We start from the raw sequence: 17,886 nt of genomic DNA, 5'->3' as shown, positions 1-17,886 counted from the left end.
TTTAATAGATTTTTTAAAATTATAACCCTATTGATAATCCAAAAAGAACTGATCTTGTTGACGGATATCTTAAACCATTTCCAGTATCTAATTCCGGATCCCATAGTTTAAACTTAGAGGCATACCATAAATTATTTCCACTTACATAAATTCTTAATCCTTGTAAATAAAGCTTTTCCAGTAACTTTTTATCAAATGAGTATCCTACTTCCATAGTCTTTAAACGACCAAAACTCATGTCTTTTTTCCACCAGGTTGATGCCACAGAATTATTAAGATTTGGACCATAGCTTAGTCTCGGATAGAAAACATCCTGACTTTGATTTTGTTCTGTCCAGCGGTCTTCGTAGTTGCTGTAAATATTCCCTAAAGTACCTGTGCCGCTTCCCGGAATAAAATTAGAACCTCCTATTATTCGTTCTGATTTTGCTACTCCCTGAAAGAAAAAACTCAAATCAAATTGTTTGTATTTCAAATTAGTTCCAAAACCGTATATAATCTGAGGATCGGTTGTACCGCCTATAAAACCTTCGTCTAATCCGCTTATAATTCCATCATTATTTCTGTCTTGATATTTAATATCTCCGGGACGCAGCGAAGTTCCAAACGTTGGTACAGGTAATCCCGGCGCTAAAACACCCGGCGAAGTAAAATCTTCATTGGTATATAATCCTGTTGCGGTATACCCCCACAATGTATTATTTTGAATACCTGTTGCAGAACGGTATGTTCCTTTTACAGCGTCTGGTTCATCTCTTTCTGTTACTTTATTTTCAACAAAAGTGAAATTTGCACGCCAGCTCATAAAGAAATCAGGAGTTACTTGTTTATTCAAATTAAATGCTACCTCAATTCCTTTGTTTTCCATTTTTCCATAATTCGCCCAAGGTGCATTAATAAATCCTGCCTGAGTTGGAACTGTGTTTCTTGAAATAAAAATATCCTTTCTTTTTTCCTGAAATATATCTACTGTCAAATCAAGCATATTCCATAATCCTAATTCTACACCAAAATCTAATTTTGCTACTTTTTCCCAAGTCAGATTGCTTACTCCTATTTCACCTTCTTCAATTCCTTCAAATTTTACCCCATTTCCTGTACCAAATGTGTAATCAGAATTGTTGTTGTCACTAATTGTTGTTAAGTAGGCAAATCTTCTATTGGCTCCAATGTTATCATTTCCGACTAAACCATATGAACCACGAAATTTGATTTTATTAAAAACATCTTTAAAAGGTTCCATAAATTTTTCTTCAGATGCAATCCAGCCCATAGCGACAGACGGGAAAAATCCGTAACGGTTTCCTTTAGCAAAATTTTCTGATCCGTTGTACCCAAAATTAAATTCGCCTATATATTTTCGATCAAATGTATAAGAGGTTCTTCCGGCAATTCCCTGATGTTTAAAAGCCTGCGGAGGCCTGTCATCCTGATAACTATCCTGATTATATAAAAACAGACCGCTCAGATCATGTTTGCCAAAAGTGCGGTTATAAGTGGTATTTGCTTCCAGATAAATACGTCTGTTTCCAAATGAGGCTTCCGTTTTATATCCTAAATATTCCTGCCCATATGCCTGAACAGTGCCGTGTATTAAGCTTCCGTCCAGATCTCTTTGAGTCGCTACGTTATAATAATCCGGTGATTTGCCGCGTATCACTTTGTTTTCAGAATAGGAGTCAAACGAGTAAGTAAATTTGGCTTTTAATCCCGGTGTAATCCCTTTTAAATCTTGTTCTAATGATACCAGGCTTTCAATCTTGCTGCCGCCTTGTTTATAATATCCTTGCTGCGTGCTCATCGCCCATGGATTTTCGCGAGCAAAAACTCTTGGAATAGTTCCGTCTGAGTATACAGCCGGATGTACAAAAGGAGTGGTTTCAAAAGCTTTGTTAAACAAATCATCGGTGCTGCTGTTTCCTTTATTAAGATTTTGCAAAAAACCCCCAATATTTACTCTTAACAAAGTAGTTTTAGATACGTTTACATCTACGTTTGTACGAACATTAGCTCTGTTTAACCTTGTTTCTGAATCGTAAGTCTGCTTTGGATCTGCAGACATAATACCGTTTTCACTATAGTAGGAAGCAGTCAATGCATATCTCAAAATCTCTGATCCTCCGGCAACATTCAAATTAGATCTTGACGTAAAAGCATAATCTTTTGTTATGGCATCGACCCAATTTACATCTGGATATAAATCAGGATCATATCTGCTGGCTGTTTTTGTAATTCGGTCTTCTGTATACAATTGTGGTCTGCCCTGTTCTGCGGCTAATTGATTCAGTAAAGTCATGTAAGGAGCAGCACCAATAAATTCTGGCAGTTTGGTAGGCTCCTGAATAGAATATTCTGTTCTTACCTGAATTCTCGGAGCGCCAACAAAACCTCTTTTGGTATTAATCAAAATTACTCCGTTTGCACCTCTAACACCATACACAGCGCTCGCGGCCGCATCTTTTAAAACAGAAAACGATTCAATTTCTGATGGATCAAGGTCGTTTAGGTTTCGCTCAATTCCGTCTACCAATACAAGCGGATTTGTTCCTCCTTTAAAAGTAGAGATGCCTCGAATTTTGATATCAGACTGGTCATAACCCGGTTCACCAGATCGCTGCACAGCCATCACACCGGTTATCTGACCCGCAAGGTTGTTGCTTAATGTACGAGAAGTTCCTACCTGTAATAACGAAGGCTTTATGGTACTAATGGCTCCAACAACCGAAGCTTTTTTCTGAGTACCATACCCCACAACAACAACCGCCTGAAGATCACTCGTTTCTTCCTGCATGGTTACCGTTATATTTTTATTATTGTTTAAAGATCTTTCGACTGCTTTCATTCCGATAAACTTAAATACAAGTATCGCCTGAGGAGAAGATACTGTAATGGTAAAAGTTCCATCAAAGTCTGTTGTAACTGCATTTTTTGTACCTTTTTCTAGTACAGTTGCGCTAGGCAATGACAATCCTTTTGTATCAATTACGTTTCCTGTTATCTTCACAGAATTATCGTTCTGCGCATAACTGCTTTCTGCACAAAACATTAGAAACAATAAACAAATCAATCCATTCGTACTGAACTTTAATTTACTCCATGTAAATGAGCTCAGATGACTGGATGACGTTTTCCAAGTCGTTTTAATTTTCATTTCAGTTTTTTTTGGTTGGTTATTAGTTAGTTTTTTCAATTAAATAAGATCTCTTAAAGAACTTTTTAAACATCATTCAGAACAATCCTGTAAATATCGATATGGCATTTAATACAGTTATTTTTAAGACATGCTAAAAAATTATATATTATTTTTATTGATTCTATAATTTATGCCTTAAAAAATCTCTTTTAATTTCTGACCAAATTAGCGTAATGATAACATTATTTTAATCCCATTTTGTTTCAAAATTATGTTGAAATGATTCATTCAGCCTCCGAAAACGCTGTAAATAAGCATTATGAAAGAAAACAGCTGTTTAATGTGAGTCTGATGAAAAACTTATTGAAACAAAAGATTAAATCGCACGTATTTTTAAGATTGCAAATTAGTTTTCCATCATCTTTAATAATTAGTTTTTGCACAGAAACAGGCTTTAATTTTTTCAAAGATTAAAGAGCCAATACAAGCGGAAATTATCTCGTTGATCATAAAAAAAAAGAACTTTCATATAAAAACAACCGTCATTATTTTTAAGAATAATCTTTGATTTTAAGGCAGCATAAATCTCAATTCTTTAAGAATAGCTTAGACCGGATTAATCCATAAATCGTTTATTTTGAAAGGATCGCAAGAAAGAATTTCTCAGTTGTAAAAGGCATAACATTTTTTATCTCCTATTGAGACAATCAAGATTGACAGTAAGAAGCCCTGAAAAATGTTTTACAACAGTTTTTATCTGAAGTACAGAATGTTACACGACCGTAAGACAATAAAATAATCCAAAACACAGGACTATTAAGTACTTACAGCCGCTTTGCTTATTTTATAAAATCTGCTTTTACTCCTTCGTTAGTTATGTTAACAGGTTTTATAAAACCATTTTCATCAAAATGCATCTCTTCTATGCAGGTTTCTCTCGAGTTTGCATGAGTTTCAGTGAGTGGTCTTCTGTGATACACAATATAATAGTTGTCAGAATTAGGAGCTTTTATGACGGAGTGATGTCCAGCTCCTTTTGCAATTTTAGGGTTTTGTTCCAGAATTTTGCCGATTCTTTTAAAGGGTCCCATTGGAGAATCTGCAATAGCATACGCCACACAATAATCAGGACCAGTCCATCCGCCTTCAGACCACATAAAGTAATATTTGTTGTTTTTAATAAACATAAATGGTCCCTCTACATAGTTTTCAGGAGTGATTTCTTTAAAAACAGTTTTATCTTCAAAAGGCACAAAACCAGTAAAATCAGACTTTAATTTTGCAATATTACAATGTTTCCATCCTCCGTAAATTAAATAACACTGACCATCTTTATCTCTAAAAACAAATTGATCAATAGGCTGTGCTCCATTATAGAATTTATCAACCAGCGGTTTTCCTAAATAATCTTTATAAGGACCTTCGGGTTTTGAAGCCACGGCAACACCAATTCCACCCACCTCATCATTGTTCTGAATGTCATTTGCTCCAAAAAACAAAAAATATTTATTTTTATTTTTAATGATCGAAGGCGCCCACATTGCAATTTTTGCCCATTTTACAGCTGCAGTATCTAAAATTCTTGGATGTTTTGTCCAATGAGTTAAATCTTTAGAAGAGAAAGCGTCCAGAAAAACCTGCTGTTCATAAGGAGCAGAAAAAGTGGGATAAACCCAATACGTTTTGTCAAATATAATTCCTTCAGGATCTGCATACCAGCCTTTAAAAATAGGATTGTTATTTTTTGAAGAATCAGAAACTGCTGTTTGTGCAATTGCTTTTGAGCAAAAAACAGCAAATAGAAAGATTAAGATTTTTTTCATACAAAAATCATTTAATTTGACCAGGAAGTTGAGGGCTGCGCATCTACTTTCATTTTTAAAACACCTCCTTTTTTAACAGCTTCTAATTCTATCGAAAGCTGTTTCAAATCAATATCATTTAGTTTTACTTCCTGTAAGTAAACATTCGTTTTAGAATTATTTTTTACATCAATAACAAAATTTTTATCGCGCGATTTTCCTAATTTCTTAATTGTAATTTTGTCAAACAGCGGGCTTCCGATTTGAAATGACGGATTAATATCGGTCAAACCCTTTACATCAAACAATCCTATTGAAGACATAACGTACCACGCTCCCAATTGTCCCTGATCTTCGTCCTGACCGTAGCCGTATCCGTGTATTCCTTCAGTTCCATAAAATTCGTCGCAGATTGCATGCACCCATTTTTGTGTCAGATACGGTTTTCCTGAAAAATTAAAAAGCCACGATATATGCAAGTTTGGCTGATTACCATGATTATAAAAACCTGATAATCCGGCAAAAGCATCGATTTTAGTTCCTCCTCCAAAAACATTTTTTTGAGATTTTGTAAAAATATCATCCAAACGATTATTAAAAGTATCTTTTCCAAGAGTTGCTACTAATTCAGTTACATTATGAGGCACATAAAATGTATACTGCCATGCATTGCCTTCCTGAAATCCTCTCCATGGCTGTGACGGATCAAAATCTTTGATAAATGTTCCGTTAGCATATTTAGGTCTTATAAATGTTGTTTCTTTATCATAAAGCAATTTCCAGCCATCGGCTAATTTCATAAGCTTTTCATAATCTTTAGTTTTACCCAATGCTTTTGCAAACTGAGCGACTGCATAAGCACTATAAGAATATTCTAATGTGTGGGAAGCCGAAAATCCAGAACCTTCTGTATTAGTCTTGTAGTCCATATTATCCAAATAAGGAGAATAACCAAGTTCTACAAATTGTTTAACATCCATTTTTCCAGCGCCTTCAATTCTGTTTTTCCATTCCAATTCGTTTTTTAACGCCGCTTCATATCCCTTTTCCACATCAAAATTGCGTATTCCCGAATTATAAGCCGATGCTATAGCAAGCCCTGTAAAGTTTGTCCCCACGCCAGACACATATTTACTATTGGCAATACCATCACCCAGCCAGCCGGCATCTTTATATACAAGCAATTGTCCCTGTACCCAGTCTGCATAATATTCCGGATAAGCAAGCGCCCACAATTGAGTTAGATTCCAGAATCCTCCCCAAATTGCATCTGTATTGTAATAGTTATGCAGAGGCTTTCCTTTTGAATCCAGAGGTATCTGGCCTACTTTTCCATTATTCATAGGATATGCTCCGTTGACATCACTGCCAAGCCCGCGACCCAATAAAGCATGATACAAACCTGTATAAAATTTAATTTTATCAGCTTCGTTTTTACCTTCTACGGCTATCCTTCCAAGGTAATCATTCCATACAGCAAGACTTTGTTTTTCTGCTGCCGCGAAATTTAAACTCTTTGCTTCGGTATCAAGATTCAGTCTTGCATTGTCCACAGAAGTGTAAGACAAACCAATTTTAACCGTAATCATTTCATTTTGCTGCGTGTCAAAAGTGAGATAGATGCCAGCTCCTTCTCCTTCAATTTCTTTAGCACCAGCCTGAATTCCTTTTTTATTAAATGCACCAAAACTACTTGGCTTTTTGTCTAAAACGGCCGAGAAATACATTGCCACTTCGGTACCTGCCTGATATTTTTTTACATATTCCGGCGTTGTAATAACGTAACCTTCAATTCTTCCATCTTCTGTAATAGTAACTTTTGATTCTTTAACTGCGCCACTCTCGCCTTGTCTGTTTCCAATATCAAAAATTATGTTGGACTGAGCTGATTTTGGAAAAGTATATCGCTGAAAACCTACTCTTTTTGTCGCTGTAAGTTCTGCTTTAATATTATAATCTTTAAGCAATACTGAATAATATCCGGCTGAAGCATATTCATCCTTTCGATCAAATCGGGATCTGTAGCCTTCTTCAGGTTTATCGAGAGCGCCGGGTATGGTCTGCAGTTTACCAACAGACGGTGCCAGCACAATACCTCCTATCTGAAACTCATGTAAACACGCAAAACCTTCTATAGAAGTATCTCTGTCATCATAACCAGTGGCTTCCCATCCCTGCTCATTTCCCAGATGACCGTTGGTCGAAGGGCCAAGTTTTGCAAGTCCAAACGGCATTGCACCGGGAGTATAAAAAAACCAGCGGCTGTGTGCTGTTCCAATATTCGGTTTTACGTAATCGGAAAACTTTTTAACCGTTTTCTGACTCAAAGCCGTAATACTAAATAAACATAGGGATGTGATGATACAAAATTTTACTACAATGTTTTTCATGTCTAAATCTAATTATTCAATTTGCTGGTTTACTATTTTGAAATTTACTTTACAATAATCGAAATTCCATCTTTGAGTGTTCCAGAACCTTTATATGTTTTACCTTCAAGGACTAAATTTACATTAATTTCTTTTATTTCCTCCTTGATATTTCTTTTACCTGTTGTATCAGAAACTCTTACGATAACAACATTATTCTTTTTTTCAGCACTAAAAGTCATTAAGGCATAATCTCCTTTCTGAAAACCAAAACCTTCACCAGAATCCAGATAGAGTTCCCCTTTTGCTTTACCCTCTTTATCAAGACAAACAAAAAGACTTAAGGGATCAAACGAATTCTCTCCTGCATTCTGAATAATCTTACCGGCAGGAATAATACTGCCGCCTTTTATGCTCAATTTAGCCTGATATTTATCCTCTTTTTCTCCTTCAACAAGATTTAGTTCTTCCCAAATACCAGAAGGGAGAACTGGATTTTTGGCAAATGCAGGCACCACCAAAAGATTTTCTCCCAGTAAAAAGGCTTGTTCTTCTGCTCTGAGGCGCAAATCTTTATTGTCTGCAAAAAATACGGGTGCCATTACCGGAAGTCCGGTTTTAGAGGATTCGTAAAAAAGTGTATATAAATACGGCAGCAGACGATAACGTCTCTCTAAAGCTATTCGCGACGTTTTTTCTATTGCTTCTCCGTATGCCCAAGGTTCTTTATCATTTGTACCTGCACATGCATGCCCGCGTGCAAAAGGCATAAACGCTCCAAAACCAAGCCAGTTTGCCCATAAATCGCCGCTTGTATCTCCTAAGAAACCTCCAATATCCGGACCGCTAAAGGGCTGGCCCGATAATCCTAAGGTCAGCGACATGGGTACCGAAAGTTTTAAATGATCCCATCCGGCATAGTTATCGCCTGTCCAGGTTGCTGCATAACGCTGTCCTCCCAGTAAATTAGATCTGGTGAGAAGAAAAGGACGCTTAGCTGAATTTGTTTTTAAAATTCCATCATAAGATGCTTCTACCATCAATCGGCCGTATGCATTATGATAAAGCAAATGAGAACCCGAAGGCAGATTTCCTCCGCCTTTGTGCGGCGTATCATATGGCATCGTGCCTAATCGTTTATCTTCGGGAAAATCATTATCATTTACAGCAGGTTCGTTCATATCATTCCAAACGCCGTCAATTCCCGTGCTTAAGAAATCTTTGTAAAGTCCCGCCCACCAATTTCTCGATTTTGGATTTGTAAAATCTGGAAAAGCACAATCTCCCGGCCATACTTTACCATGATATTCCTGGCCGTTATTTTTCTTTACCCAGACATCATTTTCTGTTCCGGTTTTATAAACCGAATATTCTTTATCTACTTTTACACCAGGATCGATCATATAAACGGCGCGAAAACCTTTTTTATGAAGATTGTCGTTTAAAATCTTAGGATTCGGGAATCTTACACTGTCAAAAGTAAATACTCTGTAACCCTGCATGTAGTCAATATCCATCCAGATTACGTCGCATGGAATTTTCTTTTCTCTAAAGTTGTCTGCTATTTCCATAACACGTTTTTCGCTGTCATAAGAAAATCTGCATTGATGATATCCCAGTGCCCAGCGCGGAGGTAATTTTATTGTTCCTGTTAATTCCGAAAGCCCTTTTATTACTTCCTGAGGCGATTTTCTATCAATTATGTAAACTTTAAACAATGCGCCTTCAGAATTATAAATGATCTGATCTGAGTTTGTAATTAATTCTGCTTTCCAGGTACTGTCAAAGATGATTCCAAAAGCAGTACCGTCCTGACGCACACCCATAACCCACGGATGCGTCTGATACAGCCTTTTACCGCCCTCAACACTATAAGCTCCCGTATCTGTATTCCATAATTTTATAGATTGCCCGTTGCGCAAAAGTGGTCCGGTAACCTCTCCTCCGCCGTATAAACTTATTTCTCCTTTGAGATTTAAAACGGCACTTGCTTTATTATTTTTGAATGTAAACTCCGGAATGAGTGACCAGTCTGCAGGCATCTTCCCTTTAGATTTTGGTTCTGAAGAAAGTATTAATGATGGGGTCTTGCTTTTATCAAAACCTTTTGGTACAAATTCTACAATTCTACTGCCCACCAACGAGGTTTTAAGCAATGGAACTTCCTGAGCTGCGGATTTAGATATTCCCAGCGAAATAAAAAATATGGAAAATAATATAGTTTTAAAATTCATATTAAAATTTTAATGTTATCAAACTATTATAAATCAATACACACAAATCTACTAAAACGTTTTAGTATAAAAATAAAAATATTGACTTATTTTGTGTTTTTTAGTTATAATTTTGCTAACTGCGTTTATTACTGCTTTATTTTTAATAAAAAATGCAATTAAGGGCCGTTTATGATAAATATTTATATATTAATCACATCGCTGGAATAGTTGCCGCAGTTCCTTCAGATATTGGATCTCCGATAACAGGATTTCCGTTATTATCCCATTTTATTTGCTGCATTCTGGGAGATCTTTTTTCGCCGCATCCTTCTCCGGGATTTGAATTTGCGTGGTATAAAATCCAGTCTTCTTTGCCATTTGGTGATTTAAAGAATGAATTATGCCCCGGAGCATAAACCTTATTCTTATCCGATTGTTCAAGAATTGGCTGGTCTGATTTTACCCATGCCAAAGGATCTAATAAATTATCTTTTCCTGTAAAGGTGAGCAAACCCAAACTATAATTATCCGTCCAGCAGCCGCTTGCAGAAAAAACTATAAAGGCTTTCTTTTTGTTTGAAATAAATTGAGGTCCTTCGTTTACATTTACCTGCGCCGGATTTATATCGTCGTGCAATGCACCATGAAGTTCCCATGGTTTTGACGGACTGGAAATAAGCACTCTGTCTCCTTCAATTTGGGTGGGAGATTTCATCTTGGCAATATAAATATTCTGCTGCCCGTTAGTATCGCCTTCCCAGCCCGACCAGATCATGTACAATTGTTTTTTATAAGCAAAAACATTACCGTCAATTGCCCATTTATCTGTTTTTGAGGCGATTTTTCCTTTAAAAATCCACTCGCCTTCCATCGGGTTTTTGGAACTGTTTTCTAAAACATACATTCTGTGTGTATTGTTAGAACCATTATCTGCTGCAAAATATACGTACCATTTACCATTAATAAAATGAAATTCCGGTGCCCAGATTTCAGCAGAATAGTCTGTATTTTTTGGAGGCGTCCAAATAACTTTCTTTTCAGCATTTTTTAGATCGGCTAAATTTTTGGTTTTAAAAAGAACCAAATGATTCTGCATGGTATGAGTGTAGTAGTAATAGCCATTATGGTATGTACTGTAAGGATCTGCACCATATTCTAAAATTGGATTGGAAAACGTTTGCTGTGCCAGTAAAACAGGACTTCCAATACAAAATAAGATCAGGAACAGGGTTTGTTTTATTAGGTATTTATTCATTTCTGCTTTAATTTGATATTGTCTTTATTTTTTTTGATTTACTTCTGTGGTAATTTTTTTTATAAAATCGGTTTCTGATTTTTTATAAGGTGTTCCGTCTGAATTGAATACCTCATGAAACCATACGGGCGGTGCTCCGGTATATTTTTTCGTCCAGCTGTCCCAAGGAAATTTTGTTTGTGTTTTTCCGTCTACTAAACCCCAATTGATCATGGCTACTTTATTTTCTTTGGCAATTGGCAAAAAGCCTTCAAAAGTGCTTCCGTTTGGTCTCGCCATATATTCTGTGCACAATAATGGTTTTCCGTAACGTTTTAGTTCGTTTATTCTGTTTATTAAATCGGCAGGTTTATCATAACAGTGAAAAGAAATTACATCCGATTGTTCCAGCTGCAGCCTAAAAATAGGTTTCATCCCTTTTTCTGACCAGTCGCCTGCCCAAACTCCAGAAGTTAAAGGCTGTGAAGGATTAGCTGCACGCGCCCATTTGAACGCTTTTTCTAACAACTTGTAAACTAATTCTTCTTTATTGGCAATTTCAACCTTTTCATAAGAAGGTCCAGTCATATTATCTGGCTCATTCCAAACATCCCAGCCTAAAATTCTATTGTCATTTTTAAAATGAGCTACCGTTTCTTTGACGTATTTTTCTAATCGCGGAGTTTGTTTTTCATTCAGAAGTGCTTTCTGACCCGGAGACTGAACCCAGCCTGAGTTGTGTACAAAGGGTTGCGGCGCTCTTTGTTTTCCGGATTTCGGAAACGGATCCCAGCATGAATCAAATAACACGAACAATGTTTTAATGTGATGTTTATCTGCAATGGTCAAATATTCATCTATCCTTTTATAAAATCCTTCAGGATCCTCTTTATGCAGTAAATCATGAAGATAAACCCGCATTACATTCATTCCAATACTTTCTGCCCAGCCTAATTCCTGATCAATTCTTTTTGGGTCAAAAGTAGCTGCCTGCCACATTTCTAATTGGTTTATGGCGCTTCCCGGTGTAAAATTGGCGCCAACCAGCCATGGTTGTTTACCATACCATTCGTTAGCTTTTTCTTTGGTCCAGACTGTTCTTTCTACTTCAGAATTTTCGACTGGCTTTGGTTCATTTTTGCTTTTGTTACAGCCCATTAGCAGCACTGAAAAAAGAGCAATCGCTAGTAATTTATTTTTCATTGGTTTTACTTTTAACTTGGTTTTTGAGATTAGACAGCTTATTAAGACTTAGACATATCTTTTTAAAATTTCATATTGTATTATTAAAAATATAAGTAATATTGCATCGGTTGAATTTGCCTTTATTTTGATTTCTATTAAAATAATTTGGTTGTTTTTTATCAATACTATAATTTATATATTAAAAAAATATCATTTTAATTTTTGACCAAATTAGGATATAGCCAACATAATTTTAATCTCATTTTGTTTCACAATTGTGTTCAAATGATTCAAATCATCCCATAAAGCATTGTCAATACCGCAATACAAATCAAAATGTATTCTGATGACACATTTGAAGAAGTTATTTTTTTATAAAAAATTAATAAAAACATTTACATGCAGCGTTTTTTTAAACTAGCGACATTCGTTTGTCTTTTGTTTTTGTCGACTACAATTTTTAGCCAGGAATATTATTTCAAACATTATAAGGTAGAAAACGGAATGTCGAACAATACCGTTTTGGCTTCGATTCAGGATAAAGATGGATTTTTATGGTTTGGCACCAAAGATGGTTTGAACCGTTTTGACGGATATCATTTTAAAACATTCCGCAGCGGCGCCAATCCCAAAACATCATTAGGAATAAACTATATCCAGTCGCTTCATGAATTCAAAAATTTTATTTGGGTTGGAACAGATAAAGGATTGTATTCGTATGATAAAAAATTAGAAAAATTTACTTTTTTAAACGAAGCAATTAATAATCGTATTAATGATATAGACAACGATTTTAAAAATAATTTGTGGTTCATTTCTATCGGAACATTAGTCAAATATAATGTAGACACAAAACAAACCACAATGTTCGACGGCAGAAATTCCTTTTATGCCACTTCTATAACCTGCGATAAAAACGGAGTAATCTGGGCGTCATCTTATGATGATTTGTACCGCTATTCTGAAGCTACTCAAAGTTTTGATAAAATTGCGGTTCAACTGCCTGACAGCACTTTTTCTATTTCTGTTATTTATGCCTTAGACGAAAATTCAATTTTAATTGGCACACGCGACCACGGGGTTTACAAATATGATATTCCGAGCAGAAAAACCTCAACTTTTATTAACGGTCCGGAAAGACCAATTTTTATCAGACAGTTTAAAAAGAATAAAAATGAATTGTGGATTGCCAGCGAATCGGGAGTTTCTATTTACAATTTAAAAGATAAAAGGATCAAAAATTTACGAAAGAGTCCGAGCGATCCTTATGCCATATCAGACAATGCAGCATATTGCATTACTATTGATAAAGAAAATGGTGTGTGGATAGGAACTTACTTTGGCGGCGTAAATTACCATCAGAAACAATACGACCAGTTTAAAAAATACTTTCCGCGAAAGAGTGAAAATGCAATTGTAGGAAGTGCAGTGCGTGAAATTCATAAAGACAATCAGGGAAATCTCTGGATTGGCACCGAAGATGCAGGAATTAATAAATTTAATCTGCAGACCAAGAAATTCATCAATTTTCAGCCCGACGGAACAAAATCAGGACTTTCGTTTTACAATATCCATGCTGTACTGCCAAGAGAAAATAAAATCTGGATCGGAACTTTTGAGCATGGCCTTGATATCATGGATGCCGCATCTGGAAAAGTAGTAAAACATTACGATCATACTTCGAGTAATTTAAGAAGTGATTTTATTGTGACATTTTACGAAACTCCCGAAAAGAAATTATATGTCGTGACTTCGTTGGGAATTTATTTATACGATGATGCAGCTGATAGTTTTAAAATTTCTGATCATTTTTCTGAAACTACGCATTATACCTGCATGTTTAAAGACAAGGACGGAAATTTCTGGGCCGGATCTTATCGTGACGGACTCTTTTATTACAATTCAAAAACTAAAGAAAAAGCAGTTTACAGACACGATTTTAATAATGACAAAAGTATTAGCAATGACTTTATAACTTCGATTTTCCAGGATCAACAGCATAATCTTTGGATTGCTACCGAAAATGGTTTGAATTTATTTGATACGCGAAAAAAAGAATTCACCAAATTCACTACAAAAGATGGATTTCCCAGTAATGTGATTTATTCTATTCTGCAGGATGATAAACAAAATCTGTGCATTACAACTTCAAAAGGATTAGTCAAATTTAATTATAAAGCGAAATCGGTTAAAATCTTCAGTACCGCAAACGGTCTGCTGAGCGATCAATTTAATTACAATTCGGCTTTTAAGGATTCTAATGGAGATATGTATTTTGGAAATCTAAATGGCATGATTAGTTTCAATCCTAAAAATTTCGGAACCTATAGATATAATCCGCCCATATTTATTACCGGACTTCAAATAAACAATCAGGATGTTGTAGTAAATGATGAAGGTTCTCCGCTTGATGAATCTGTTTCTTATATCAAGAAGATTACTTTAAAAAATTATCAATCTAATTTTAATATTGATTTTGCATCGTTAAGTTACACAGCGCCGGAACTTACACAATACTGGTACAAATTGGACGGTATTAATGACGACTGGGTTTACTTAAACAAAAACAATAAAGTATTCTTTACAGAACTTCCGTCGGGTGATTATAAATTTAGAGTAAAATCGTTGAGTGCCAACGGAATCTGGAGCAGAGAAGCTGTTGTTGCCATTGCAATTCTACCTCCGTTTTGGGCCAGCAGTTATGCTTTTTTCTTCTATTTTTTAATAATAAGCGGCTGTCTTTACTGGCTTTTACGCAGGTATCACAACATCAATATTAAGGAAAATAATCAAAAAATTGCTATTCTTAATAATGAGAAAGAGAAGGAAATTTATCACGCTAAGTTTGAATTCTTTACGAATGTTGCGCATGAAATCAGAACTCCATTAACTTTAATTAAAAGTCCGTTAGAAAGTCTGCTCAAAAGAACATATGAGTCTCCGGAAATTCTGCAGAATTTATCGATAATGGAGAAAAATACATCGCGCTTATTGAATTTGGTTAATGAACTGCTGGATTTTAGAAAAACAGAAATTGAAGGTTTGGGATTGACTTTTGTGGAAACAAATATTTCGGTGCTGGTGAAACAATTGCAATCTCAATTTACGCCTTTAATAGAAGAAAAAAATATCGATTTTGAATTGGAATTGGGCGAAAGAGACATTTATGCTTTTGTTGATGAGGAAGCGATTACAAAAATCCTAAGTAATCTGATTAGTAATGCTGTAAAATATGCCAAAAGCAAAGTGATTATAACGTTGTTCCGAGATGAAAATTCGTTGGAATTCATAGTGAAGAATGATGGAAATTTGATTCCGAAAAACCTTAAAAATAAAATCTTTGAGCCTTTCTTTAGAATATTAGGTTCTGAAACGCAGACGGGTACCGGAATTGGATTATCACTTGCGCACTCATTAACAGAACTGCATAACGGAACTTTAAAACTACAGTTTTTAGACGATTCTCTGAATACTTTTGTTTTACAGCTGCCACTGCGCCAGCAAAGTGAGTTCCATCTTTATAAAGACACATCTGAAAACACTGTAAAAGAAACCAGTGAAGAATTTGAAAGTGAGATTACAGCTAAAAACATAAAAACGCAGATTCTGATTGTTGAAGATAATCTGGAACTGCTTAATTTTATGAGCAAAGAACTCAGCAAGGAGTATAAAATTTTTAAAGCGGCGAATGGAGAAGAAGCTTTAAAAGTAATTCATAACCAGACCATTCACATTGTAATCAGTGATATTACAATGCCTGTAATGGATGGAATCGAATTATGCGGCCGCATTAAATCTAATATTGAAACGAGTCATATTCCGGTAATTTTATTAACAGCCTTAAGTGCCGTACAATCCCGAATTAAGGGACTGGAATCTGGGGCTGATGCTTATATCTCGAAACCTTTTTCGATGGACTTTATACTGGCTCAGATTGATAATTTATTATCAAACAGACGTCATGTTATGGAGTTTTATGCAAGCTCTCCTCTCTCTCATTTAAAAACTATTGCTCACAATAAAGTCGATGAGGATTTTATTAAAAAGCTAGATGATATTATCGATCAGAATATGGCGGATACGAACTTAAGCGTCGATTCGTTAGCGGATATCCTGCACATGAGCCGTTCTACTTTGTACCGAAAAATAAAGGATATCTCCAATTTAAGTCCGAACGAACTTATTAATAATGCCCGTTTAAAAAAGGCGGCTTCATTATTACTTTCCGGCAAATATAAGGTCTATGAAATTTCAGAAATAGTGGGTTACAATTCGCAGTCTAGTTTCAGCAGAAATTTTCAGAAAAGCTTCTCGATGTCGCCTTCTGAATTTATTAATAATGGAGGGAAGGATTTGAAGGATTGAGGGTGGTTTTTTTTAGATGTTAGAGGGAAGAGACAAGAGGCAAGAGACAAGATGTTAGAGAATAGATGTTAGAGAATAGATGCTAGATTTTAGAGGAAAGATGCAAGATGCAAGATGTTAGATGCTAGATTTAGATTTTAGAGTATGACTATATAAACAACGCATCATCAGGAATGTATTTTAATTCAATCTCAAAAGATTTTATTACTGAATATAGACTATGATGCGTTATTAATTCTAATCTTATTTATTTAAAATAGTCTGCTGAAGTTCTTCTAAGGATTTTCCTTTGGTTTCGGGCATCATAAAAATTACGAAAAGCAATTGAAACACCATCATCACGGCAAAAATTAAGAATACGGTTCCTGGTCCAATTGTCGAAAATAAAAAAGGAACCATTGACGGTATGATTGCTGCCAAAATCCAATGCACTGAAGATCCAAATGCCTGACCGCTTGCTCTTAGGTGATTTGGAAAAATTTCTGATATAAAAACCCAGATTACAGCGCCTTGACCTACAGCATGCGAGGCAATAAATAAAAATAAAAAAATGGGTACCTGCATACCCTGCCATTTTAGATAAAAGGCAATTGACACAAGTCCTAAGGATACAATGTAACCAATAGAGCCGATATACATTAATTTTTTCCGCCCCAAAACATCAATTAAAAAAACACCGATAAGTGTAAAAATTAAATTAGTCAGACCAATTCCGACACTGCTCATTAATGCAGTACTTTCTTCTAAACCTGCTTCGGCAAAAATTCTTGGAGCGTAATATAAAAAAGCATTTATACCAGAAAATTGATTGAATAACGCAATGAAAAATGCCAGCATTAATGGAAATCTATATTTCTTTAAAAAGATAGTTTCTTTCTTTAGATTCTCATTTTCATTTTGTCCGATGTGAAGTTCGTGCATTAAATTTTCGATATTGGCTGCGGGATCAATTTTTGATAAAATAGCTTTGGCTTCAACAACTTTGGATTTAGAAAGCAGCCATCTTGGACTTTCCGGAATTGTCAACACAATTATGGTGTAAAACAGAGCTGGAAAAGCCATTACGCCAACCATCCATCGCCATGCATTTTCGCCCGCATCTTTTAATAGATAATTGGATAAAAATGCCATCAGGATTCCGAACACAATATTAAATTGATAAAGAGAAACCAATCGTCCTCTGTCTTTTGGCGGCGCAATTTCTGACACATAGGCCGGCGCTGCAATTGTTGATGCCCCGATTCCTAATCCGCCCAGGAAACGAAAAAAAGCAAAAGTCCAAGGATCATTTGAAAAGGCTGAACCTATTGCGGATACTAAAAATAAAATTCCAATTAAAAGAAGTGTTTTTTTCCGTCCTAAAGCATTCGTTGGAATCCCGCCGAAAAGTGCTCCTACAACTGTTCCCCACAATGCCATTGCCATAACAACAGAACCATGAAAAACATCTGAGGTATGCCATAATTGCTGCAATTTGGTATCGGCACCAGAAATTACAACGGTATCAAAACCAAATAAAAATCCAGCCAGAGCTGCCGTAATGGACCATAAAAATATTTTATTCATAATAGCGTTTTTTAAT

General features: G+C 35.6%; 8 protein-coding genes. 1 reads left to right on the top strand and 7 read right to left on the bottom strand.

The window, feature by feature from the left end:
* Positions 1–19 precede the first annotated feature (19 nt).
* The 6 genes from B0A68_RS03630 to B0A68_RS03600 form a co-directional block, all read right to left on the bottom strand.
* Positions 20–3,151, bottom strand: a complete 3,132-nt coding sequence (locus B0A68_RS03630; RefSeq protein ID WP_240475248.1) for a SusC/RagA family TonB-linked outer membrane protein — start codon at positions 3,149–3,151, stop codon at positions 20–22.
* Positions 3,152–3,972: 821 nt separating this feature from the next.
* On the bottom strand, positions 3,973–4,956 hold the full coding sequence (locus tag B0A68_RS03620) for a glycoside hydrolase family 43 protein (protein ID WP_035684657.1): 984 nt from the start codon (positions 4,954–4,956) through the stop codon (positions 3,973–3,975).
* Positions 4,957–4,967: 11 nt separating this feature from the next.
* On the bottom strand, positions 4,968–7,325 hold the full coding sequence (locus tag B0A68_RS03615) for a GH92 family glycosyl hydrolase (protein ID WP_035684660.1): 2,358 nt from the start codon (positions 7,323–7,325) through the stop codon (positions 4,968–4,970).
* Between the two features lie 44 nt (positions 7,326–7,369).
* A complete protein-coding gene (locus B0A68_RS03610) occupies positions 7,370–9,538 on the bottom strand; it encodes a TIM-barrel domain-containing protein (RefSeq protein ID WP_035684663.1) in 2,169 nt (722 codons plus the stop codon).
* A 193-nt stretch (positions 9,539–9,731) separates the two neighbouring features.
* Positions 9,732–10,775 (bottom strand): glycoside hydrolase family 43 protein, encoded by a 1,044-nt coding sequence (locus tag B0A68_RS03605; protein ID WP_035684664.1) that lies wholly within the window; start codon positions 10,773–10,775, stop codon positions 9,732–9,734.
* Between the two features lie 24 nt (positions 10,776–10,799).
* Positions 10,800–11,957 (bottom strand): endo-1,4-beta-xylanase, encoded by a 1,158-nt coding sequence (locus B0A68_RS03600; protein ID WP_035684666.1) that lies wholly within the window; start codon positions 11,955–11,957, stop codon positions 10,800–10,802.
* Positions 11,958–12,338: 381 nt separating this feature from the next.
* Here B0A68_RS03600 and B0A68_RS03595 point away from each other — a divergent pair, with 381 nt between their 5' ends.
* On the top strand, positions 12,339–16,304 hold the full coding sequence (locus B0A68_RS03595; RefSeq protein WP_089069685.1) for a hybrid sensor histidine kinase/response regulator transcription factor: 3,966 nt from the start codon (positions 12,339–12,341) through the stop codon (positions 16,302–16,304).
* Between the two features lie 243 nt (positions 16,305–16,547).
* Here the strand turns inward: B0A68_RS03595 and B0A68_RS03590 are convergent, their stop codons facing one another.
* On the bottom strand, positions 16,548–17,870 hold the full coding sequence (locus B0A68_RS03590) for a sugar porter family MFS transporter (protein ID WP_035684671.1): 1,323 nt from the start codon (positions 17,868–17,870) through the stop codon (positions 16,548–16,550).
* Positions 17,871–17,886 lie beyond the last annotated feature (16 nt).

Origin of the sequence: Flavobacterium reichenbachii (assembly GCF_002217435.1) — a bacterium.
GTDB lineage: Bacteria > Bacteroidota > Bacteroidia > Flavobacteriales > Flavobacteriaceae > Flavobacterium > Flavobacterium reichenbachii.
Note: the sequence above shows the minus strand (reverse complement) of the source record. Positions and strands in the feature narration are given on the sequence as shown.

Bases quoted from the DNA above. Each gene is read 5' to 3' on its own strand.
- B0A68_RS03610 (WP_035684663.1), bottom strand. From the start codon at position 9,538: ATGAATTTTAAAACTATATTATTTTCCATATTTTTTATTTCGCTGGGA.
- B0A68_RS03605 (WP_035684664.1), bottom strand. From the start codon at position 10,775: ATGAATAAATACCTAATAAAACAAACCCTGTTCCTGATCTTATTTTGT.
- B0A68_RS03595 (WP_089069685.1), top strand. From the start codon at position 12,339: ATGCAGCGTTTTTTTAAACTAGCGACATTCGTTTGTCTTTTGTTTTTG.
- B0A68_RS03630 (WP_240475248.1), bottom strand. From the start codon at position 3,151: ATGAAAATTAAAACGACTTGGAAAACGTCATCCAGTCATCTGAGCTCA.
- B0A68_RS03600 (WP_035684666.1), bottom strand. From the start codon at position 11,957: ATGAAAAATAAATTACTAGCGATTGCTCTTTTTTCAGTGCTGCTAATG.
- B0A68_RS03620 (WP_035684657.1), bottom strand. From the start codon at position 4,956: ATGAAAAAAATCTTAATCTTTCTATTTGCTGTTTTTTGCTCAAAAGCA.
- B0A68_RS03590 (WP_035684671.1), bottom strand. From the start codon at position 17,870: ATGAATAAAATATTTTTATGGTCCATTACGGCAGCTCTGGCTGGATTT.
- B0A68_RS03615 (WP_035684660.1), bottom strand. From the start codon at position 7,325: ATGAAAAACATTGTAGTAAAATTTTGTATCATCACATCCCTATGTTTA.